The sequence below is a fragment of the Romboutsia weinsteinii genome (assembly GCF_002250835.2).
GTDB lineage: Bacteria > Bacillota > Clostridia > Peptostreptococcales > Peptostreptococcaceae > Romboutsia_A > Romboutsia_A weinsteinii.
In genome coordinates this window covers 33,954-56,631 of the sequence record NZ_NOJY02000018.1, presented here as the reverse complement: position 1 = coordinate 56,631, position 22,678 = coordinate 33,954, and the positions used below count along the sequence as shown (strand labels likewise).

Below are 22,678 nucleotides of genomic sequence, written 5' to 3'. Positions count from 1 at the left end.
ATGTTAAGCATTAGTTAAATTCCACTATATAAATAAATTTTTTCGATTATAATTTTAAGCTTAAATTACTGATAAAAACACAAGATTTATCCTAAATATAATAAATATTTTAATTTAATATATTACTAATCTCTTTATCTATAAAATATATTAAATACTTATTCTTAATCTGTAGTATAATAAGATTATTATTTTTATACATAATAATAATTAAAAGAAAAAACGATGGAAAAGGTGAAAATAATGGATTTATTACAATTTGATGATTTAAGTTTATTTGGTAAGATTGCTCTTGATGAAGAGAGTCTTATACTACATAGTAAATGTGGAAAATACGCATTTTATATTAATTTCAAGGATGAAATAAGAGGTGTTGACTATTACGATTTAGCAATAGTTACTGAAACTTCAAGTGGATTTATTAATAAATCAGGAACTGCTAGCGTTATTCATAAAGCTATCATGGATACATTATCAAACAAGATAGTTACTGACGATGCTTCAAAGCCTAAAAAAACTTCAGCAAGTAAATCTTTAAAAGATTCTAAGACATCTAATCAAAAAAATGTTCCATTTTATGCAAATAAAAGAGGCCGTAAGTAATAAAATAGCAGGTGAATAATCAAGGTTATTTACCTGCCTTTTATCTTACTCTTTTATTTTAAGACTAGATTGTATCTCATCTAAGGTATTTTTATCTGGGTCATAGTTTAATACTTTCTTAGTTGACTTGAATAAAAATAATGGTGGTACTAAAACGATAGAAATAGCAAAAGCTACTAATATAATATTTCTAGGATGGAAATAATCACCTAGTAATCCTCCAAATAAAATCCCTAATGGCTGTATTGATGTACATGCAGTAACTAAAAGTGAATTTACCTTTCCTCTCATATTTTGAGGTACTATTATTTGAATAGTGGAATTTGTTATAGTATTACTAATTGCCATAAATCCAAAGCATAAAAAATAAAATATACAAATACCATAAAAATTATTGCTTAGTGTTCCTAAAAATGCAGAACTTACAGATCCAAATAATGTTGTCACATATATAATAAACTTCTTATTTGTTTTAATTTTTATTAATGATAATAAAAGCATTGAACATACCATTCCAAAGCTATTTACACCACTCATAATTCCATACTTAACTACACCTAAACTGGCTTCTTGACTAAACCATGGCATAAGGAGTACGCTAAATATTCCAAATAAAAAGTTTAGAATAGTAGCAACACCTATAAGAGCTAATAGACCTTTTAGTTTTGCTATAAATTTGAAACCATCTACAAAATCTTCTTTTAAAGTTAAATGTTTTTTGTCATGCTTTACTTTGGGAACAGATATAAATACTTCTGTAAAAGACGAAATTAAATATGAAACCCCATTTATTAAAAACATAACGGGGGCACCAAGTATTGAAAATAAGAATCCACCGGACATGCTTCCTATTAAATTGGTAGTACTAGTTGCCATTTGATATGCTGAATTGGCTTGAATTAATTTATCTGTTGGAACAATATCTGGCATAACAGACATTACTGATGGATTAAAAAATGCTGATGATGCTCCGCAGATAATACCTACGACTAAAACCATCCATACTTCTAAGAATCCTTGAAACGCTCCATATGCAACAAATATCATTCCAAGTCCTCTTATGAAGTCTCCAAGTAATATTATTTTCTTCCTGTCAAACCTATCTACTATAACTCCAGCAAATGGTCCAAGTATTATTCTAGGTATAGTGATTGATGCCATTACTACCCCCATTATGCCAGATGACCCAGTCTTTTCTAGCACCCAAAATCCAAGTGCTATAGAATACAGAGCATCACCTAGGCAAGATACTAATTGACCTTGCCATAGAAGAAAAAAGTTTTTATTCCATAATTTATTACAGCGCCCCTCTTTTATCTTTTCTAAATTATTCTCTATCAATCCCCAGCTACCTCCTAATCTTACTAACTATATTAACTTTCTACTTATTTCACTTATTTCCTTTATTAAATCTACCTCTATAATCTTTACCATATTTTTATCAAATACCACCTGTTTATAGTCTTTACATCCTATTACAAAAGGTACTCCAAGTTTCCTAAATAAGTATATCTTTCCATTATCATTAAAAATTTCTTTAAAGTTCTCTTCTATCATCGGTATCATAGTTTTTAACTCATCTAAGGTTATAAGTGAGTTTACCAAGAATTTTTCGATTATATTAATTATTAAAAGCTCTTTTTTGCCTATTTCTTTATCATTGTTATATATGTTTAAAAATATATCCTTAGTATATATACCTATAGCTTTTTTCTCAATAAGAAAGTCCATACTAAATTCTCTTTTAACTTCTTTCTTTTCAAACATATTTGCTATATCATCTAAAGATACATCATCCTTCATAGATAAGATTAAATCTATTCTTTCTAATATTTTCTCCTTCGGGAAAAATGTTTCTTGACCAGTAAATGTTGATTTTTTTATGAACCAATCTTCTGGAATTATATTTTTCCTCTTCCATCTATATAGTTGACCATAAGAAATATTAGTTTGTTCCAATAAATCCTTTTTAGATATTAAATCTTCCATTGTCATTCCTCCTTAGCCTATCTTTGTGCTATTTTGTACTATTGAATCACTCGATACTTCTAGATTATCCGTGTATTCTATATTTTCTATTTTGCATTTACTAATTAAAGATATATCCTTACCTCTTAAATCTTTTACCTCTGTATTTTCTAACTTAATAAAGTCACCCTCTATTACCTCACCTCTAAATGTTCCTCTTCCATCCCATGGCAGTTTTATTTTAAAGAAAGATATATTATTAGTTTTTGATATCTCTATATTTGTAGCACCAATTTCTCTACAGTAAGATCTTCCTCTTGGATTAATAAATATGTTCTCTGCATTTAAAAGTCCCTTGCAGTTTATACCTCCATAAACTTTAATATCTTCACACTCTATATTTCCTTCTATTTTTGAATCACCGTATATTTTAATTTCTTTTGCATATAGATTTTTTCTTATCTTCATATCTCCCCTTATTGTAACATTGTTACACCTAATGTCACAGTTAATTTCGCAATCACCATTGACCACCATTGTATCAAATTCACAACTTCCATCAATATCAAGGTTTCCATTTATTTTAATATTCCCTGCTTTTATATTCCCGATTATATAAGCATCTCCATTTACCTTAAATCTACCAAATTCTAATTCCCCATTAAATCTTGCATCTCCATTTACCTTAACTTCTCCAGACTTTATATCTCCACTTGATTTTGCTGACCCCATTATTTTTATACTTTCATAGTCTCCAGAGCTTATAAATCCATCTCCTGCTATAGATATCTTCTGCTTTTCCACTTTGTTACCTCCATTATATTAGTTTTATATACATCTGCATCATTATTAATTAAATGACTACACCTTGTTTATATTTTCTATTTTTGATTTTTTATCTACTTCAATATTTTCGCTGTACTCAACAGTATTAATTTTGCAGTTTTCTCCTATTTTTATATTTTTACCTCTTACAACCTTCGCCTCACAATTTTCTAGTACTATATCATCACCTTCTATAATATTTGCAACCAATTTGTTGTTCTTGTATTTTGCAGGTGTGAATACGTTGAATATCCCTATTGAATTACTTTTACCATTTTCAATTTTTATATTTGATGCTCCTACTTCATTAATATTCGAGGTCCCAACTAATCCAAGTTCTAAGTTTTCACAGTTTAAAAATCCTCTACAATCTATCATTCCATATACATCAACTTGCTCACATTCAATATCTCCTTTTACAGTTAAGCATCCTTCACCTTCTATTCTGTGCGACTTAAGGCTTTGTTCTACTGTAGCCATCCCTGATACTCTTACTTCATTGGAATTAGCTTCTCCTGTACACTTTAACACACCTGATACATCAATCTCTTTTGAGTATAGATTTCCTTCTATCTTACTAACACCAGATGTATTAAATTTTTCACTTTCAACATCTCCAAAGACTTTTGCCATTCCTGACGCATCAAACTTACTACATTTTATATTCCCTTGTATCTTTCCTGTACCTGATATGTTAACTCTATCAAATTCTCCTCCAGAGCATTTACCCATTCCACTAAAATTTAACGAATGTAATTCACTATTCATAATTATCTCCTCTCGTAACAATGTTTTACTTTATACTATGAATTTATCATAACATTGTTACATCGTCAAGGCAAAACTTATTATTTTATTTTTACTAATATTTTCTTTATAACTATAAAAATGGACCTCTATTGCATTTTAGCATATAAGAGGCCCACTCTAATCATACATTTTCTATTCTACTAACTGTTTTTCTTTCTTTAATTTTTTTACTTTCTTTTTATAGCTGAATCTTACACGACCAATTATTAAGGATACTATTAAAGATATTGATGCAAATACTAAATTGCTATATATATTATTATTTATCATGGCCACCAGACCAATATACAAGTTAACAAACATTGCAATTAAATTGACATAGAATATAATAGAAGTCAATTGTAAAATCCGATTATAATGCTTAATTTTAGAATCTAAATCTGAATACAAGTCAAATTCTCCTTCATCTGACTTCTTTCTAAAATATACCCAATTCATATATGAACTTATATATTCTACCCCAGTGTCTTCCATAAATTCTATATATACCCTACTCTCAGTATGATTAGGTGCATTTTCAAGTAATTCTATTCTATAAATATATTTCCCTGGTATATCTTTTTCAAAATAATAGGTTCCAAAAGTATAATTTTTTAACATCATGCCCTTAGCAGCCATTTCATTTAACCACTGCTCTTCTTTTTCATAAGAACAATAAAGCTTGTGTATTTTTTGTAGCAACTCTATTCCCCCTTTAATATAACTTTACCAGTTTGAAGTAATTCTTCTAATCTTTTCATTTCTTCTTTTAATACTTCAATCCCACTTTCGGTAATAACATACTCTTTTTTTCTACTTTTAATTTCAGTTGATACTGATTTTATCCATTGTTTTTCTACTAATGTATTTAACGCGCCATATAATGTCCCTGCACCTAAATTTACTCTATTATTGCTGATTTCAGTTATATATTGCATTATTCCATATCCATGCCTAGGCTCACACAAAGCAAGAAGAATATAGTATGTGGCTTCAGTTAATGCACCTTGTTGGAAACTTTCTCCCATTTTCATACCTCCATATTTTATTACCTTAATCTATATATCACCTATCGATATATCGACTTCCGTAATAAAAGTATATCGTCAACCGTAATAGTTGTCAAGGAATTAAGGTAAAAATGCATAAAAAAGAGCTATTATTAAATAGCTCCTAAATATAGAATTCAAAATATATAAATATTTAGTTGTATTTTCATTTTAAAATCTTTAACTTCTCTCTATTTTAACTTTACTACCGCCCTTTCCAGACTGAGCAGGACTTAAGATAAGCTTTACTGGTACTCTATTTTTTATAGATTCAACATGACTTATTATACCCACTTTTAGTTTATCATTATGAATTCTCTCCAATGAACTCATAACTACTTCCAATAAATTATCATCAAGCGTTCCAAACCCTTCATCTAAGAAGAATAACTCAAGTGGAGCAGTTCCTTTTAACTGAATCTGAGAAGATAAAGCTAGCGCTAAAGCTAATGAGGTTAAGAATGTTTCTCCTCCAGATAACGTAGAAGCATCTCTTTGAGCTCCACCATTTTTATAGTCTCTAATTATAAATTTACCATCTTCATTTACTTCAAGACCATAGTTTCCACCTGTAATTTCCTTAAGTCTTTTTGATGCTTCTATCGATATATATTTAAGTTGATTTTTAGCTACAAACTCTACAAATTTCTTACCTTTAAATAACTTTTCTAAGTCTGAAAGTATTCCAAGTTTTTCATCTAATTTCTTTTTCTTATCTACTAGACCCTCTAGCTCCTTAAGCTTTGTTTTAATTATTTTTACTTCATTTTCTAAATTAACTTTTTCTTCATTGGCCTTTTTAATATCATCTTCTTTTTCAGCCTTCAGTCTATTTACTTCATTCCATTGTTCTTCACTTACTAATCTATTATCTATTTTTTTAAGTGAACTTTCTATTGCACCTGAAATCTTAGCTATATTTTCTTTGTAGTCTTCTACTTTTTTCTTAAGTAAACTTATTTCTTCTTTAGATATTAAATTTGACTTTACTTCATCTTTGTCTTTAAAGTTTTCTTCTTTTATTAATTTATCTATATACTCTTTTTCTTTTGTACTTCTTGAATTTAATTCGTTGTTTTTAGTTACTATAGCTATGTAGTTTTCATTTTGTGCTTTATCAATTTTTTCTATCTCTTCTTTGTCCTTAGTTATTTTATTGAAATTATCTTGTATACTTATTATTTGATTATTTACATTTTGAAGTAAATCATCTAGATTTTCTAAAGTGCCAACTTTCTCATTTATTGATTCTATAATGCTAACTTTATTAACTTCCTTTTCATCTAATAATGTATTTCCTCTAACTAAACTAGCTTTTAAATCGTTTAATTTATCAGCCGCTTTATCTTTATCTATTATAGCTTTTTCTATTGTTTCTCTACATGATTTAATATTATTTTCAATAGCATCTCTTTCTTTTTCTACTTCTAATATCTTTTTGTTTTCCTCAATAAAATTTTCTACCTTTGTTTCTACTTTTATTTTATTTAAATTTAAGTTAATTTCGCTCAATAGTTTAGTCTTCGAATCTAAATCCTTTTTATATTCTTCAGTTTGTAACTTATTTCTTTCAATATTTTTATTTAAGTTTGAAAGATTACTGTCCAAGTTAATCTTTTCTTCTCTTAGTACTTTTATCTTTAGTTCTATAGCTTCCTTTTCTCTATTATACTTTTCAATAGAACCTTTTAATTTTATAAATTCATCCTCTAGTTTTTCTACAGTAGAGTCTTTAAAATCATCTCCTAGATTTTGTATCTCAAGACTGTTTTTGTTAATGGTTTCGTCCTCACCCTTTTTAATAGTCTCATTTTTGATAATATCTTGTTCTATTGTTTTTAGTTTTATTTCTTTTAAATTTATTTCTTCTGATTTATCAGGTGCATCAGACTCTGTAACTTTTAATTTTTCAAATTCATGATGCACAGATCCACAAACAGGGCATTGCTCTTCACTTTTTAAATTTTCTCTTAACTCTTTTGCTAATCTTTCTATCTTTATAGCTTCTTGTTCAAACTTTAAAGTATTTAATTCTTTATTTAATTTTTCTCTTTCTTTAATACCATTATCTATATTTTCATTTAAGCTTACTATTAATTTCTCTGATTTTTCAATTTGTGATAATAAGTTATTAAACTTGTCCCATTTATCCTTATTTATTGATAGTTTTGATTGTAGATTTAATAAAGTATCTTGTGAACCTGGACAATTTTTAATTAAACTTTCTAATTTTTCTCCATCAATTTTTAATGTACAATCTTTTTCATTTAATAAGTTTAAAATAGTATCTTTATCTGTTGATAGCTTTTTAGCTTCAGTATCTAGTTCTTCTATTTTTAAGTTATCCTTATTAACCTGACTAGTCATATCTTCATGTCTTTGATTTAATATTATACCTTCGTTAATCTTAGATTTAAATGATTCATCAATTTTTAATTTATCGTATTTTTCATGAGATATTTTTAGTATTTCATTACTCTCATTTAAAGTATTTTCTTTTTCTTTTAGAAATACTTCACCATTTTTTATTCTATCTTCAACTTGTATTATTTTTGATTTAATTTCATTTATTTCTTTAATCAATACATCTAGCTTTTTCTTTTCTTCTATTGATGATTCTATTCTCTCTTGTTTTTTCAATAACTTTGGAAGTTTATTGTCTTTCTTAAAATTTATTTCCTTATATTTTAAATCAATTTCTTCTTTAGAAGTCTTTATTTTTTCTATATCTATCTTAAGCTTTTCTAACTGTAGTTCGCATACTTCTATTTCTTTTATAGTAGTTTCATAAGATTTTATATAAGGAAATATCTTTTGTGCACTTTCACCTAGAGTTATTTTAACTGAATCTTTATCTATCTCACCTTTTCTTTCATTTAGCTCTTCTTTATATTTTTTATAGTTCTCTAATTCAAGTTGAAGATTCCAAACTTCCTTACTTTCTTCAAAGTTTTTTAATATATTTTGTAATTCATCATTTAACTTATCTAGCTTTATCTTGAATTCATCGTATTCTTTATTTTTATTTTCTAAAGCCTCTTCACTTATATCTTCAAAAGTTTCCAGTTGGCCTAGTAAAAATTGATTCTCACTTCTTTCTTTGCCTATAGCTTTAGATAGTTTTGCTGCTAGGTTATCTCCATATTGTTGAAGATTAAATAATCTTTCTAGCATATCACGCCTTTGCTTACCTTCTAATTTTAAAAACTCACTAAACTTTCCTTGTGGAAGCACTACCGTTCTTGTAAAATCATCTAAACTAAGACCTATAATTTCTCTACATGCCTCTGTAACAGGTTTTACACCACTAGCTATTACTTCTTTTTCTTCAGTTATATCTATTAGCTTAGCGCCTGATGTTCTAGGATTTCCACTTTTATTATCCCTTTTAAACTGCCTATCAACTACATATTTCTTAGTATTTGCACCCGATATTTGAAACTCAAAGCTAACACTTGCTTCATTACAGTTTGTATTTATATAGTTAGAACTTTTTCTAGCTAGTTCTCCGTAAAGTGCTAGAGTTATTCCATCAAGCACTGTTGATTTTCCACTTCCTGTAGGACCGAATATTCCAAAGAATCCTCTATCAGTTAATTTTTCAAAATCTATAGTTTGATCTTCTATAAAACTATTTACACCTTTTATTTTTAGTTTAATTGGCTTCATTTTCATCCCCCTCTTTACAGATTATACTAAGAAGCACATCAACTACATTTTGTTCTACTTCTACATCTCTTTCTTTTTTGTAAAACTCTCTAAACATATCTTCAAAGGACTTCTCAGAAAGACTAGAAACGTCCTCTTCTTCATCTATACCTTTTATTTTAGGCATAATTTCTAATATGTCTTTTTTTAAGTCCTTCATCGTTTTAATTTCATTTTCATTTATATATTTATCTGTAGAAATCTCTAAGTATACCCAGCAATTTCTATCCTTATTTTCTTCACACATTTCTATTGCAGCTTCTATTCCGTCACACTTCCATATTTCAATTGGCTTATATACTTTAAATTCAACTTCTTCTATACTTATATCTTCCTTAGGATGAGCTTCTATTATGAAGCATTTTTTTACATAGTTAATCTCTTTTTTATTGTAATGAATAGGAGATCCTGAGTACCTTGCTCTCTTCTCCGTACCAGGTACAATTTGAGGTTTATGTACATGACCAAGTGCAATGTATTGAGCTTCTTTTGGAAAACAACCTCCATTTACTATATAGCTTCCACCTAACTGTATACTTCTCTCTGATCCTCCTTCTTCACTTCCCATTGCAAATAAATGAGATGCTACAAGATTAATAGTATCTTCCCTATAGTTTTCTTTAAGGTTATCAAATAGAGTATGTATTCTATCGCTATAAGACTTTAATCTAGCTTCATCATCATCCATTTCACCATACAATACTTCATTTAATCTCTTTTCACTTGGGTAAGGTATTGTTAAAACTACTGCATTTTCTCCATTTATCTCCAACTCTACAAATCCTTCTCCAGATTTTACGATTTTATGATTTCCATAGTCTCCTGTTTGCACAACAGTCTTAGGTGTACCTACCATAATAATTCCATGATCTCTTGCAAGAGGTCCTGCTGCTATAAGCCTTTCTGGATTATCATGATTTCCTGCTATTACTAACGTTAATCTTTTTCCATCTGATGATATCTTCTTTAAAGTATCATAAAACATTTTTTCAGCTCTTGCAGGTGGGTTGCTAGTATCATAAACATCTCCTGCTATTATCACTAAATCTATATTATTTACTTCTACTATATTTACAAAATCATTTAGAAACTTCTCTTGTTCATCCATTCTACTTTGACCTTCTAGATTTTTTCCTAAATGCCAATCTCCAGTGTGTAGTATTTTCATAAATCCCTCCACGTTTATATAATTTCATGTTTAAATTATACCATTTTATATATTATCCTCAAACAAAAGTTCTCATTCAATTACAAAAACCTTAATCAAAAAAGCTATGTTTTAAATATATTAAAACATAGCTTCTAATATTAAGCTTCTACTTTTCCTTTCTTTTTCGATCCATTAAATATTAAAGCAGATATACCAATTAACAATACGCTTATCACTATCAGTCCTATAATTTTTATCCAGTTTGGATTACCAAAATCTACTTCTAGTAAGCTATATAACGCTGCTAGCTTACCATTAGGATAATGGCTCACTACCACTGCCAGCCCATTATTTAAGAAATGAATTAACATTGATACATATATAGATCCTGATTTATAAACAGAGTAAGCTAGTGCACTACCTAGTATTGTTATAGGTAATATCTTTATAAATTCTATATGCATAAATGCAAATAAAATCGCACTTCCAAGAATTGCTCCTTTAACTGATTTCTTACCTCTAAATGAAGTAAATAAAAATCCTCTAAAGAATATCTCTTCGCATATTGCCGGCATTATAGCTACTACAAATAAGTTTACTAAGAAGTTGTCTTCACCAAACAATGCTTTACTTAACCCTTCTAAGGCTTCCATATTTTGTGGGAATATATATAACATAATCTGAGTAGTAAGCATTACAAGTATATATGCTCCAATCCAAAGGATTACTCCAGAAATAAGATGACTAATCTCTGGTATATTTAAACTAAATGTCTTTTTAAAATCTGTTTTTATATAATGTGCAAATATCAATGGAAGACCAATAATCATAATTTGAGTAATTCCTAACCCTGTCATCCCAAATTTCATTTGAACAAGACTACCAATATATATAAATAGTAATAATCCTACTCCATATAAAACTACTCCATCGCTTATACCTGGTATTGTTCCTTTTTTTATGTTGCTCCTTTTTTCTAAAAATGAAAAACTCTTGTTGTTTCCAAATAATATATCCTCTGAGTTAAACATTTTAGATAAGAGTAATACTGATAAAAATACGAATGCAAGATTTGATACAAGTACCAAAGCTATTAAACTTAAGTCACTTTTAAATGATAGTACACTCTTAATTAAGAGTGATATATTAACAACAGGAATTGTAGCTGTAAATGTATCCAACTCTATGGTAGGAATCATAGATACATACGATGGTATCATAACTAAAAGCATAACAGGAGTAATATAATTTTGAGCATCTTTGAAATTTTTTGCAAGAGAGCATACACACATAACTACTGCTGATACTACCATTGCAAACAGTCCTATACAAACTATTGTTATTATAATAGGCAGCACTAAACTTTTAAATTTAAAGCTATCTATTCCGAGCTCACCTGATAAACCACTACTCGTTACTAAGAATACCATAGTTAAAAGTATAGAGAATACATTAAGTACTGCCGTAACTATTGCACTAAAAGATACCGCAAGATATTTTCCCATTACAAGTTCTAGGTTGCTTATTGGTAGCGTAAACAATGTTTCTAGTGTTCCCCTTTCCTTTTCGCCAGCCATTACATCTATAGCAGGGTATATAGCCCCTAATAATACACCCATCACTAATATAAATGGAAGTAATTGTCCTAAAAAGCTACCTGCTAACTCTTCATTTTTTGCTAAATCAACAGATTCATATGATATAGGTTCTAATGTTGATTTTACATCTAGCCCTTCTTCGCTTAACTTTTCTTCTACTTTTAATTCTTTATATTTATCTAATGCTTTTTCTATTTTTGATAATGCTGTATTTGAATTATTTTGCGAAGAATTTATGTATATCTTATAGTTTTTATTATCATCAACACTTAAATAAGCATCTATTCTACTTTCCTCAAGTGATTTCTCATAATCCTCTACACTTACAAAGTTTAATTCTCCATCGTTATGACTGTTCTCATTATTTAGTTCATCAACGACTTTTGATAAGTCACCGTCTAGTTCTTTACTTATTCCTACAGTAAGTTCCTGTTGATTCATACTATTCATAGACATAGACATTACTTGAGTCATACCTATTAAAAGTACTGGATACAGTATTAGAGGTAAAATAATCATCATAAATATAGTTTTTTTATCTCTTAGTATATCTAGCAATTCTTTTTTTAAGATATATTTTACAATCTTAGTCCTCAATCAACTCACCTCTTTCGCTCGCAAGTTTTATAAATACATCTCTTAAGTTTGTAGTGCTGGTTTCTTCTTTTAAACTATCTGGTGTTCCTGATGCTATAATCTCTCCTTGATGTATCATCACAATCTTGTCACATAGAGTTTCTGCTTCCTCCATATAATGAGTAGAATATAGTACTGTCTTACCGTTTTTCTTTTCATTTTTCATAAATTCTATAATAGATTTACTGCTTATTACATCAAGCCCTAGGGTTGGTTCATCAAATATGTAAATCTTAGGTGAGTGTATTAGACATCTTGCTATAGATGCACGTTGGGTCTGCCCTGTTGATAGGTTTTCTATTCTATTATCGATAAACTTTTCCATATCCATAACTTTTATTACTTCCTCTATAGACTTTTCTATTTCCTCATTTGACATCTCGTAAAGATTTCCAAATGTAGTTAATAACTCTCTAGGTGAAAGTCTATTATATAGCTTTGTATTTCCTGATAAGTAACCAATTTCTTTTTTAGCTGCATTTTTATCAAGTGCATAGTTATGTCCTGATACACATATATCTCCAGATGTTGGAGTAAGGATTCCGCCTAACATCCTAAGTAATGTAGTTTTACCTGCTCCATTTGGTCCTAATATACCTACTATTTCGCCTTTATCTGCATTAAATGTTATATTATTTACTGCTAGAAACTCCTCTTTTTTAGTCTTTAGTTTTTTATTTTTTAGTATTTTATTTTTACTATCGCTTTTATCTTTTACAACCCTAGTAAAAGATTTACAAAGATTATTAACTTGTATCACTGTGCCACTCTCCCCCTCATTTATTTAAAAGTAATTATCATCATTACTATTTTTACTTCTTTTTACTAATAAAATTGCACAATTTATCATAGCTGCAAGAACTATAGCTGCACCTATAATGTTTCCACTATTCAAAAAAATCGAATATAATATTATACATATTAAAATTAATACTGCCCAAAATATAAGTGCCCTTTTATTCATATAATCCCCTTTCAACTCCCCTGTAATTATATTATAGTATATATTTAGCAATAATAAAGAAGTATTAGCTAATTTTTTAACATTATTTTAATATATATTTTATATTTCATTATATTTACCTTAAGTCATTTATATGAATTTTAATCTTAATGTAAATTATATTTAATAATATTTTTTAAATTTAATTTACTTATAATAAAAAAGATGCTAAAATTTAATAATTTTAGCATCTTTTTTATATTCTCTAATCTATATATGGTTCATCATCATCATTGTCATTATCTCCGATAACATATTCATTTATTTGGTAATCATCATAAGTTGAGTCAACTTTTTTACCACAACATATACAGAATTTTGAATCACTTTCTATTTCTTTATGACAAAAGCTACAAACTATATTGTTGTATTTATTTATATTTAATTCATTTCCACAAGATGGGCAGAACTTGCTTCCAGATTTACATATCTCTCCGCATTCACACACTTCTTTTGAATTTACATTACTAAACTCTTCTATTTTTAGACGATTTTCATAGATATTGCTATCTGCCTCCATAATATAATTACAAAGTTCTTCAAAACTAGAATCGACTATAGTCTTTTCTCTTATTTTTTGATAAGTTAGCTCACCCATTTGTAAGAGTAAGTTAGCTTTTCTCATTTCTTCTTCTTCAATTAATTTAGCCAACTTAAACTTTTCAGATTTTATTTGTATATTATTCATATTTATCCTCCACTGTATTATCAAGCACATTTAGTTTATATCCTAATAACGCAACTATAAAACTGTATATAAAAGAACTTATCATTGCTGAAATCACACTAAATCCTATAAATATGTCTGCATTAATATTTGTTATACTTAATATACCTACACTAGTATTAATTGAAACTTTAGTAAGTAAAGCTAAAATTCCTATTAATATTGAATAAGATATACTTAAAACCAATACTGGCTTAATTCCATCATATTTATATTTAGTTCTTAATTTACATCCAGCTAGTAATAAAGTTAATGCTGTAAGAGCAGTTATTGCATAAATTATAAGTTTAAGATCACCATTACTTGCTATATTTAGTAAACCTATAGTAGAATTATTTATTGTTACAACTGCAAAATTTGCTATAGCAAATATATAAGCAGATACTTGTGATAGTAATACCCCTAAGTTTAAGTCATTAACAAATCTACCTAATCCTAATTCAAATAGGAAATTACTCTTGCCTAACTTCAGTAACATAAGTATAACAAATATCGATATATAGGCAATTATAAGTGTTTTTGCAGCTATTTTAAATATAGCCAAATATGTATTATCTTTTTCATACTTCTTTTTATATCCTACAAAGAAACTACATAAAAATCCTATTATTATACCATTAATTAATACACCTAAGAAATCATATTCAAAACCTACAACAAATCCATAGTTAAACATATCATTTGAGCTTATTCTAGACTTGGTTGATATACTTAAAATTGCTAAAATCAAACCATATGTAATACCAACACCTAACGAGTTTATAAATGTCTCTTTTGCATTTCTATTTTCCTTCTTTAAAAATACAATATTAGATATAGTTAAAGCTATTGCAGGTAATACCAGTAATGCCAATAATCCTACACTTAATATTGTCTGCCCTGTACCTACCATAGAATTTGAATAAGTATTTAGACTACCTAAATTCATTCCTAATAATATATGTATTGGATTTATCATTGAACTAATTTTGCTACCATGCATATATATAGTAATTTTAAGTAGTAATGATATTAAGAATAATATAAAAACAGAACATCCGCTTGTTAACAAAACACTTTTAATATTGCAAATTTCTAGTATTCCTCTTAATCCGTTATCTGAGCTAATTGTCTTTCCTCTTAATGGTACAATTTCATCTAAAGATTCTCCACAAAACTTACAATAATTACTCCCTGTAGTATTTTTCCCACTACAATTACTACAGTCTAAGTTAATTTTTTTCTTCAGTGTAAAATTATTGATTCCTATATTTTTAACTGAACTTCCATCATCTTTGTAATAGTTTCTAAATTCATTTTTGCGCGATTCTGAACTATCCATCTTACTCCTCCGTTTCTTATATATCTATAATTATTGCAACTTTTTGTATATAATAATATTAAATTAAATTTTCCGTTGCTATATTTCTTATATTATTATACAAAAGTTTTCTTAACTGTAGCTTAACTGATAATCAAGTTTTGTATAATTCATAAAATTTTCTAGTTGTATCTATCAGTATTTACTCTAAATTATCTTTAAATACTTTCAAATTAAAAATACCTCAATAAACAAACTATTTATTGAGGTATTTCTAATTTAATTATACTTTATAAACGACTTCCATTGTCTACCCAGTCTTTTGCTTCAATTACATTTTCTAATGATGGTACAGGTGTGTTACTATGCTCTCTCATATTTTCTATATCTGCCCATGCTGCTGTACTATTTTGATCAACAGAAGTTTTAAGTTTTAATCTTCTATTATTTCTTCCACTTAATGGTTCTGCTTTTTTACTTTGCAAAATAATCACCTCTTTATTTTCTTTTATCTTATTTTTAACCATTCTTTTAATTACAATTCATATTATATAAATTGAAAGTAATGGTAAATTTATAGATTATTTGCAATCTGTTGAATAGTATTTTTTAAATTTAAAACTCCATATCCTTGAGATATATTTGGATAAGTATATATTGCTTTTTTTGTTGCACCTAGCATCAAATAACTTTTTAGTATTTCTGTAAATAATGATAGAGAGCTTAACTCTGTTTGTGTTTCTAAATATTCCATTATTAGAGCAAGTACTCCACTAACTATAGAAGCACTTACCCCTGTCCCTGTTCCAGTATTATATGTTGCATTTAGATATGTTGATATTATATCTACACCTGGTGCAGCTATATCTGGCTTAATTGTAGCATCTCTTATCGGTCCCTTTGACGAACCAATCCACATACTATCGGTCTTATTATTATATGCACCAACTGTTATTACTCCCTCCCCTGCGCCATACATTGTTATAGTTGCTACAGAATCTGGATCTAAAAATCTCGTATTTTGGGCTATAAGGTTTTTATTTGGCAAATATATATCATATCCCCCATTTATTAGAAATTCTGGCATTAGTCGAAGTGTCCACACTCCAGGCTTTATATCCCTTAACTTTATTTCAAGTTGTTCTTTTCCAGATGCTATCCAAGGATAAATGAATCTCATAGAGTATGTTGTATTTTCTAAATTAAATTTACCTCTATATACATAGTAATCTGGTGCATACCCTACTTCATGACTAACCTCTCCTGATGGAGATATTATCATTGCTTTTATCTTATCTGGTCCTTGTGTATTTAATACTATATCAAGTGAGTGATCTTCCGCATCTTGAATAATAATGTCCTGTACTTCATTCATACTAGTAAATCTACCTGAATAGTGAATATCAGTGTTTCCTTGATTTCCCGCTCCGCTTACAACAACTACTCCTCTTTGACCTAACTGAATATATGTATCCAAAATAGTTGTTTTCGCAACAGCACCAGACATAGTGCCTACTGTTAAATTAATTATTAAAGGTTTGTTTTCTTTACTTGCTACATCAAGTACATAAGTTATAGCTGAGAGAAAATCTGAAACTGTATAGTTTATCTTTCCCTCATAATATGTACTTTCATATGCTCTTAACTTTACTACTACAAGCTCTGCTCCTAATGCTACTCCTTTGTAAAGTGGATTTATTTTCCCTGAACCTACCAATATCCCAGATACCATAGTTCCTGTTCCAACTGTATCCACGCTTAGGCTATTATCATTTTCACTTATGGCCTTATTCAATTCCGACCGACTAAATTCACTTCCAAATATCATACCTTCTGGAGGAGTATTCGTATTGCTTTCTTGATCCCATAAGCTAACAATTTTACTACTTCCATCCTCATTTATTAAATCTGGATGTAAATAATCGACTCCAGAGTCTATTACAGCTATCAATATTCCACTTCCAGTAACATTATTGTATGGATTATTGTAAATATACTCAGTTCCTGCTGCATTTGTAACAGTCTCTCCATTTTCTAAATTATTGGTGATTTCTATTAGAGAGCTCATAGGTAAAGATTCACTCCACCAAGCAACTTCATATATATTATTTAATTTAGCTTCATCAAAATCCAGTGGGACATATATTGCTGCCAATTGAGTATTTAAAATTACATATCTGTCTATATTATTTAGAGCGAAAGCAGTTACTATATCACCTTGATATATCAAGTAATATGACTTTTCACTTATCCTACTATTTTTCATATTTATCCCTCCTATCTTAGTTGATCAAACATCCCTCTAATATTTAATAGTCCGTATCCGTAAGTATTGTTTGGATAAGCTAAATTTGTACTTCGTGTAGCTCCTGCTTGCATAAAAGTCTTTACCATTTGTACATATGCCTGATGCAGGTATCTCCTATCAGCATATGTATACTGAAGATATAAAGCAGATGCTCCAGTTACATGTGCAGACGCTGCTGCTGTTCCAGTTATGGTTCCATAAGTATTACCTGGATAAGGAGCAATAATATTTACACCTGGAGCAACTAAGTCTGGCTTAGGTCTATTGCTAATAGTAGGTCCTCTTGAAGATGTTGGCCATATGCTATTATTTATAGTATTATAAGCTCCAACTGTTATTAAATCATCTTGCACACCGCTATAAGTAATAGTGTAAAGTGGGTCTGATTCTCTAAATTTTGTACCTGGCTTTAAAAATACTCTGTTAGGTAGATACATATTAAATCTTCCATTGGTTATATAGTTACCTTTTAATCTTATTTTCCATATACCACTTTTCACATTATTAAGAATTACAGCTGTATACTGCTGTCCAGAATAAGAACTTGGATAAGAATATATTATAGAATAAGTAGTACCCTCTAAATCAAATATTCCATTGGTTTCAGAATAAAAACTTACTCCCATACTCCTACTTTCCTCTCCTGTAGGTGATATTATTAAAACATCAGCTTTATCTGGTCTATCCACCCAGATCTCTATTTGTATTTCTTTTTCTTCTTCTGTTATCTCTAACTCTATATCAACTGACTCGCCCACTGCACTTATTCTTCCAGAAGCATGAGTCTCAGTGTTTCCTTCATTCCCAGCTCCTGAGCATAAGCATAGCCCTCTTGCAAAGTATGCCTTTTCAGCATTTGTTCTATTAGTTAATCCAATTAAACTATTACTTCCAACAGATATATTAACTGCTAGTGCCATATTAAGCTCTCTTGATTTTGCATATGCATATTGGGTAGATGCTAATGTCATTGCATTGTTATAATATCCCTCAATCTGACCCAATTTTATAATTATTAGTTCAGCATCTTCTGCAATACCTGCATATTGAGGATTTACATTGCCAAGTCCAGCACATATTCCACTTAACATAGTACCTCTACCAATTTCATCTTTTGACAAACTTGCATCTTTATCTGCTATAGCCTTATTAATATCTTCTCTAGTGTATTCCGTTCCTATATAAAAACCATCAGGTGGATTGCCTTCTTTAGTTTGATCCCATAAATAAGCTATCTTTGACGTACCATCAGAATATATAAAGTCTTCATGTAAATAGTCAATACCAGAATCTGCAATAGCTATAACTACGCCTTTTCCAGTTATAGATATATTTGGATTATTTTTAAAAAAGTTAGCTCCTATTTCTTCAGTTGCTACCACTCCATTAGTTGTACCTTGGCTCACTTCCCCTAGTGGTGCCATTCTTATTAATGATTCAGTTCTTATTACAGAAGGAATCTTCAATATCTCGCTTAATTGCGTACCTACACCATCAGTTGCAAATAGGACAGTTAGACCTTCACTTATTTTAAGAGCTTCGTATTCTAATGGGAAGTTTTGTAAGTCTTGATCAAAATTTGCATTATGATATACAACTATACCTGGTCTTATATTCTGCCTATTCATTAACTTATTATTTATTTGCCTATTATGATATGTTCTTGAAAAAACTTCTAAATCTTGATTCATATCTGTTAGATTCTCTAACTTTAAATTTCTTAAATTTAAAAGTCCATAACCTGAAGAATTATTAGGATATTCTACGCCAGCATTTCTTCTTGCATAAGTAGTTAATAATGCCCTAGTTTTTTGAGAATATAAGTATAAATCATTTCTATTTACTATTCCCCACTGCATCAAAAGACAGCATACTCCTGTCACGTGAGGTGTTGCCATACTAGTTCCTGTAAGTGCTCCAGTTGTTCCTCCTGGTAAATATGAAACTATATTTTCACCTGGTGCTAATAAATCTGGCTTGTATATTCCAGAATTTATATCTCCAACTCCAGAAAATACCGAAACAGTATCTGTTCTAGAATTAAAGCTCCCTACAGTTATCACCCTACTTGCAGTACCTGGTACAGTTACTGTTAATACGTCGCTTGGAGCCAAGAATCTAGTATCTCTACTTAATCCTTCTGATGTAGGCAAGTATATATCAATATTTCCAGTAACTATATCTACTGGAGTAAATACTATTCTCCATATTCCTGAATTAATTTGAGTATTAGAACTTAATTGAATTGTAACTCTTCTAGTAAGTGAGTATGGCTCGATTGGATAAAAATATCCTGTAACTCTAGTTCCATCAATGTTATTATTTATCTGACCAGATGTAATAGAAATCTGCTGAGTCTGTTTATTTGAAGGGCTAATTAGATGCACATTAAAATCATCTACATAATCTGGCCATATATTTATATTTAATATTTTTTCATTTGCACCTACTACAAACTCTACTTCTTGATTTTCATCATTAGTAAGCTTTATTCTCTTGTGCCCACCCTTATCTCCGTTATTTCCTGCTGCTACAACTATATTATTTTTCCAAAATAAGCACATCTCATCTATATACTGTTCAAAAAGTGATTCCCCTCTATGAGACCCCTCATTACTACCATAACTTATATTTATAGAAACAGGCATATTAAGCCTTAATGCAGTATTTAAGATAAATTGAATCGCTCTCATAAATTCTGTACTTCTTGAAAATACATCTGTCTGTCTATTACCAACCCTTACAGCTATAATACTTGCCTCATTGGCTATCCCACAAGCTATTCCACCAACATGAGTTCCATGCATACTTGTAGTTGAAATAGGTATGTAGGTTCCTCCATTAATTGCATTATTTATTTGTTCATTATTATATAATGTTCCCTCCCTAAATCCTTCTGGTGGTGTTCCTTGAATTGACTGATCCCAATAATATAGAATTTTTGAATTGCCGTTACTATCTTTAAATATAGGAAGTGTGTAGTCTATACCGGAGTCAATAAGACCAATAATTGTACCCTTTCCAGTTAAACCAGTTCTATTTTTAAATCCTGTAATTCCCGTACTAGAAAAACTTTGTGTATCTTGTATTTCAAGAATAAATGGCTTTTCAACATATTCTATTTCAGGATAATCTAGTAACCTATCTATATTTTCTTCTGTACTTGATGTTATGATTGCATATCCTGAGCTTAGTATTTCAACATCTACACCGAGTTCTTCTTCTAGTTTCAAAATATCTCCATTATATTTTACAATTACTTCGTAGTCTATAGTAATCACCTCCGTAAGTAAAATTGTTTTTCTTACAAATTTTAAACTTATATTTAATATATATGTACTTATCTTAATTTTATTGTATAATATTCTAAAAGCGTTAAATCAATACGTGAAAAGGATGTGTTACATTGAACGATAGAAAAATTTACTTGCGTATTATAGGCACAGTACTTGTCTCATACATTTTGATTAAATTCATAGACAATTACAAGTACTTCTTTGAGGTGTTTAACTTACTGTTATCATTATTAACACCATTTGTAATAGCCTTTATATTAGCATATGTCTTAAATCCCATAGTTAAATTCTTTGAGGACAAACTTAAACTTACAAGGTTGCCTTCTTTATTTTTAACTTATGGTATATTTATATTTTTAATTTCAACATTTGTAGTATTTACAGCTCCAGCTTTAGTAAATAGCTTGGCAGATATTGTAAATCAATTACCAGTTTATGCTCAAAAAACTCAGGAGTTTTTAATAAGCACTGGTGAAAGTCTTAAAAATATAGACCCTCAAGTTTTAAAGGAAACTGGAGATAAGATAATGAGTGTTATACCTACTCTAAGTACTTTACTAGTAGGTTCTCTTGGGCAGATATTTAATACTACGTTCTCTGTAGGTAAGTTTATAGTTCAACTAGGCCTATCCGTAGTAATATGTTTTTATATACTTAAAGACAAAGAGGGATTTTTATCTTTCTCTAAAAAGTTAGTATATATAATATTTAGAAAAAAATATGGTGACTTTACTATTGAGATTTGTTCAACTTTAAACTCGAATATTGGAAAGTATTTCTCTGGTAAGATTTTAGACTCATTTATTGTAGGTCTACTATCTGCTGTAGGTCTTTTCTTTATAAAATCAGAATATGCATTACTATTTGGTACTTTGATGGGGTTTATGAATATGATCCCTTATTTTGGTCCAGTAATAGGTATGGCTCCAGTTGTAATAATAAACTTATTCTACAGTCCATCAATTGCATTAATTTCTTTGATTTATTTGATGATTGTACAGCAAATTGAAGTAGCAGTAATAGAGCCAAAGATAGTTGGTGACCAGCTTGATTTAAGTCCATTTTTAACTATTCTTGCAGTTACAGTTGGTGGTGGATTCTTTGGTATACCTGGTATGATTTTATCAGTTCCTATTATGGGAGTTATTAAGATATATCTTGGTGCTTATGTAGAATACAAACATAGTGACTTGATGTCTAGATTAAATAGTAATATTGAATCTGATGAAGAATAAAATACAAGCTTAGCATATAATATGCTAAGCTTTTTTATTTTAAATACCTATTAATGTATAAAACATTAATATAGTGCCAAAATAAATAATGATTCTTACTTAAATAGAAAGAGGTTATATATGAAAAAAGCTTTTATTACTTCACTTATTTTATTTGTTTTTATGTTCTCATTAGTGTATTTATACAATCCAATTAATGCTTATGATACTGAATTTTGTTCTAAAAACAATATTCATTTAACTCAAGAAGAAGCAAAGGAAATATTATTAAAATATAATAATAAGGTTGATTACATATATAAAGGTGATGCTAGCGAATATCCATCTTTAAAATCAAAGAATTTAGAAGGGTATGTATTTCTGCCAAATGTTCCAACTGATATTGGTTATTTTGTTGATAAAAATAATGGTAATATTTACTTCTTCCACCCAAGCGGATATTTAAAGCAAGTTCCAATTAAAGAGTAAATTCCAAACTTGCAA

General features: G+C 29.1%; 19 protein-coding genes. 3 read left to right on the top strand and 16 right to left on the bottom strand.

The annotated features are described in order from the left end of the window. Positions 1-243: 243 nt before the first annotated feature. Positions 244-603 carry a hypothetical protein gene (locus CHL78_RS11465; RefSeq protein WP_094368061.1) on the top strand — a complete coding sequence of 120 codons (360 nt, stop codon included), beginning with the start codon at positions 244-246 and terminating at the stop codon, positions 601-603. A gap of 45 nt (positions 604-648) precedes the next feature. Here CHL78_RS11465 and CHL78_RS11460 read toward each other — a convergent pair whose 3' ends face one another. The 16 genes from CHL78_RS11460 to cspBA all read right to left on the bottom strand — a co-directional run bounded on the left by CHL78_RS11460 (position 649) and on the right by cspBA (position 20,945). Beyond that, on the bottom strand, positions 649-1,944 hold the full coding sequence (locus CHL78_RS11460; protein WP_094368060.1) for an MFS transporter: 1,296 nt from the start codon (positions 1,942-1,944) through the stop codon (positions 649-651). A gap of 27 nt (positions 1,945-1,971) precedes the next feature. Continuing rightward, the gene (locus CHL78_RS11455) at positions 1,972-2,592 is read right to left on the bottom strand and encodes a DUF4004 family protein (RefSeq protein WP_094368059.1); all 621 of its coding nucleotides are present in this window, start codon (positions 2,590-2,592) and stop codon (positions 1,972-1,974) included. Between the two features lie 12 nt (positions 2,593-2,604). Beyond that, positions 2,605-3,375, bottom strand: coding sequence for a polymer-forming cytoskeletal protein (locus CHL78_RS11450; protein ID WP_094368058.1), 771 nt, complete (start codon positions 3,373-3,375; stop codon positions 2,605-2,607). A 57-nt stretch (positions 3,376-3,432) separates the two neighbouring features. Further along, positions 3,433-4,164, bottom strand: a complete 732-nt coding sequence (locus CHL78_RS11445) for a hypothetical protein (protein WP_094368057.1) — start codon at positions 4,162-4,164, stop codon at positions 3,433-3,435. 174 nt (positions 4,165-4,338) lie between these two features. Then, positions 4,339-4,887: a DUF2812 domain-containing protein gene (locus tag CHL78_RS11440; protein WP_094368056.1), complete on the bottom strand. Its 549-nt coding sequence runs from the start codon at positions 4,885-4,887 to the stop codon at positions 4,339-4,341. Positions 4,888-4,889: 2 nt separating this feature from the next. Next, the gene (locus CHL78_RS11435; RefSeq protein WP_094368055.1) at positions 4,890-5,213 is read right to left on the bottom strand and encodes a PadR family transcriptional regulator; all 324 of its coding nucleotides are present in this window, start codon (positions 5,211-5,213) and stop codon (positions 4,890-4,892) included. Positions 5,214-5,414: 201 nt separating this feature from the next. Beyond that, positions 5,415-8,903: an AAA family ATPase gene (locus tag CHL78_RS11430; RefSeq protein WP_094368054.1), complete on the bottom strand. Its 3,489-nt coding sequence runs from the start codon at positions 8,901-8,903 to the stop codon at positions 5,415-5,417. Beyond that, on the bottom strand, positions 8,890-10,110 hold the full coding sequence (locus tag CHL78_RS11425; protein ID WP_094368053.1) for an exonuclease SbcCD subunit D: 1,221 nt from the start codon (positions 10,108-10,110) through the stop codon (positions 8,890-8,892). Before CHL78_RS11425 ends, CHL78_RS11430 begins: the two co-directional genes overlap by 14 nt. A 140-nt stretch (positions 10,111-10,250) precedes the next feature. Continuing rightward, positions 10,251-12,287, bottom strand: a complete 2,037-nt coding sequence (locus CHL78_RS11420) for an ABC transporter permease subunit/CPBP intramembrane protease (RefSeq protein ID WP_094368052.1) — start codon at positions 12,285-12,287, stop codon at positions 10,251-10,253. After that, positions 12,277-13,086 (bottom strand): ABC transporter ATP-binding protein, encoded by an 810-nt coding sequence (locus tag CHL78_RS11415; RefSeq protein ID WP_094368051.1) that lies wholly within the window; start codon positions 13,084-13,086, stop codon positions 12,277-12,279. Before CHL78_RS11415 ends, CHL78_RS11420 begins: the two co-directional genes overlap by 11 nt. A gap of 24 nt (positions 13,087-13,110) precedes the next feature. Next, positions 13,111-13,290 carry a hypothetical protein gene (locus CHL78_RS11410; protein ID WP_094368050.1) on the bottom strand — a complete coding sequence of 60 codons (180 nt, stop codon included), beginning with the start codon at positions 13,288-13,290 and terminating at the stop codon, positions 13,111-13,113. Positions 13,291-13,534: 244 nt separating this feature from the next. Further along, positions 13,535-14,017 (bottom strand): zinc ribbon domain-containing protein, encoded by a 483-nt coding sequence (locus CHL78_RS11405; RefSeq protein ID WP_094368049.1) that lies wholly within the window; start codon positions 14,015-14,017, stop codon positions 13,535-13,537. Further along, entirely contained in the window at positions 14,010-15,377 is a 1,368-nt protein-coding gene (locus tag CHL78_RS11400; protein ID WP_094368048.1) for a zinc ribbon domain-containing protein, read from the bottom strand. The genes CHL78_RS11405 and CHL78_RS11400 overlap by 8 nt, the downstream gene beginning before the upstream one ends. 269 nt (positions 15,378-15,646) lie before the next feature. Beyond that, positions 15,647-15,850 (bottom strand): CDIF630_02480 family spore surface protein, encoded by a 204-nt coding sequence (locus CHL78_RS11395; protein WP_243446424.1) that lies wholly within the window; start codon positions 15,848-15,850, stop codon positions 15,647-15,649. A gap of 80 nt (positions 15,851-15,930) precedes the next feature. Next, complete coding sequence (gene cspC, locus CHL78_RS11390; protein WP_094368046.1) at positions 15,931-17,622, bottom strand: bile acid germinant receptor pseudoprotease CspC; 1,692 nt, start codon at positions 17,620-17,622, stop codon at positions 15,931-15,933. Positions 17,623-17,633: 11 nt separating this feature from the next. Beyond that, positions 17,634-20,945 (bottom strand): bifunctional germination protease/germinant receptor pseudoprotease CspBA, encoded by a 3,312-nt coding sequence (gene cspBA / locus CHL78_RS21340; protein WP_094368045.1) that lies wholly within the window; start codon positions 20,943-20,945, stop codon positions 17,634-17,636. A 125-nt stretch (positions 20,946-21,070) separates the two neighbouring features. Between cspBA and CHL78_RS11380 the strand changes: the two genes are divergently transcribed. Next, positions 21,071-22,195: an AI-2E family transporter gene (locus CHL78_RS11380; protein WP_094368044.1), complete on the top strand. Its 1,125-nt coding sequence runs from the start codon at positions 21,071-21,073 to the stop codon at positions 22,193-22,195. 120 nt (positions 22,196-22,315) lie between these two features. Next, positions 22,316-22,663 (top strand): hypothetical protein, encoded by a 348-nt coding sequence (locus tag CHL78_RS11375; protein WP_094368043.1) that lies wholly within the window; start codon positions 22,316-22,318, stop codon positions 22,661-22,663. Positions 22,664-22,678: the final 15 nt, after the last annotated feature.

What these genes read in the sequence shown, in the direction of transcription:
- CHL78_RS11430 (WP_094368054.1), bottom strand. Translation starts at nt 8,903, where the DNA reads ATGAAGCCAATTAAACTAAAAATAAAAGGTGTAAATAGTTTTATAGAA.
- CHL78_RS11465 (WP_094368061.1), top strand. Translation starts at nt 244, where the DNA reads ATGGATTTATTACAATTTGATGATTTAAGTTTATTTGGTAAGATTGCT.
- cspC (WP_094368046.1), bottom strand. Translation starts at nt 17,622, where the DNA reads ATGAAAAATAGTAGGATAAGTGAAAAGTCATATTACTTGATATATCAA.
- CHL78_RS11375 (WP_094368043.1), top strand. Translation starts at nt 22,316, where the DNA reads ATGAAAAAAGCTTTTATTACTTCACTTATTTTATTTGTTTTTATGTTC.
- CHL78_RS11425 (WP_094368053.1), bottom strand. Translation starts at nt 10,110, where the DNA reads ATGAAAATACTACACACTGGAGATTGGCATTTAGGAAAAAATCTAGAA.
- CHL78_RS11455 (WP_094368059.1), bottom strand. Translation starts at nt 2,592, where the DNA reads ATGGAAGATTTAATATCTAAAAAGGATTTATTGGAACAAACTAATATT.
- CHL78_RS11400 (WP_094368048.1), bottom strand. Translation starts at nt 15,377, where the DNA reads ATGGATAGTTCAGAATCGCGCAAAAATGAATTTAGAAACTATTACAAA.
- CHL78_RS11435 (WP_094368055.1), bottom strand. Translation starts at nt 5,213, where the DNA reads ATGGGAGAAAGTTTCCAACAAGGTGCATTAACTGAAGCCACATACTAT.
- CHL78_RS11405 (WP_094368049.1), bottom strand. Translation starts at nt 14,017, where the DNA reads ATGAATAATATACAAATAAAATCTGAAAAGTTTAAGTTGGCTAAATTA.
- CHL78_RS11445 (WP_094368057.1), bottom strand. Translation starts at nt 4,164, where the DNA reads ATGAATAGTGAATTACATTCGTTAAATTTTAGTGGAATGGGTAAATGC.
- CHL78_RS11410 (WP_094368050.1), bottom strand. Translation starts at nt 13,290, where the DNA reads ATGAATAAAAGGGCACTTATATTTTGGGCAGTATTAATTTTAATATGT.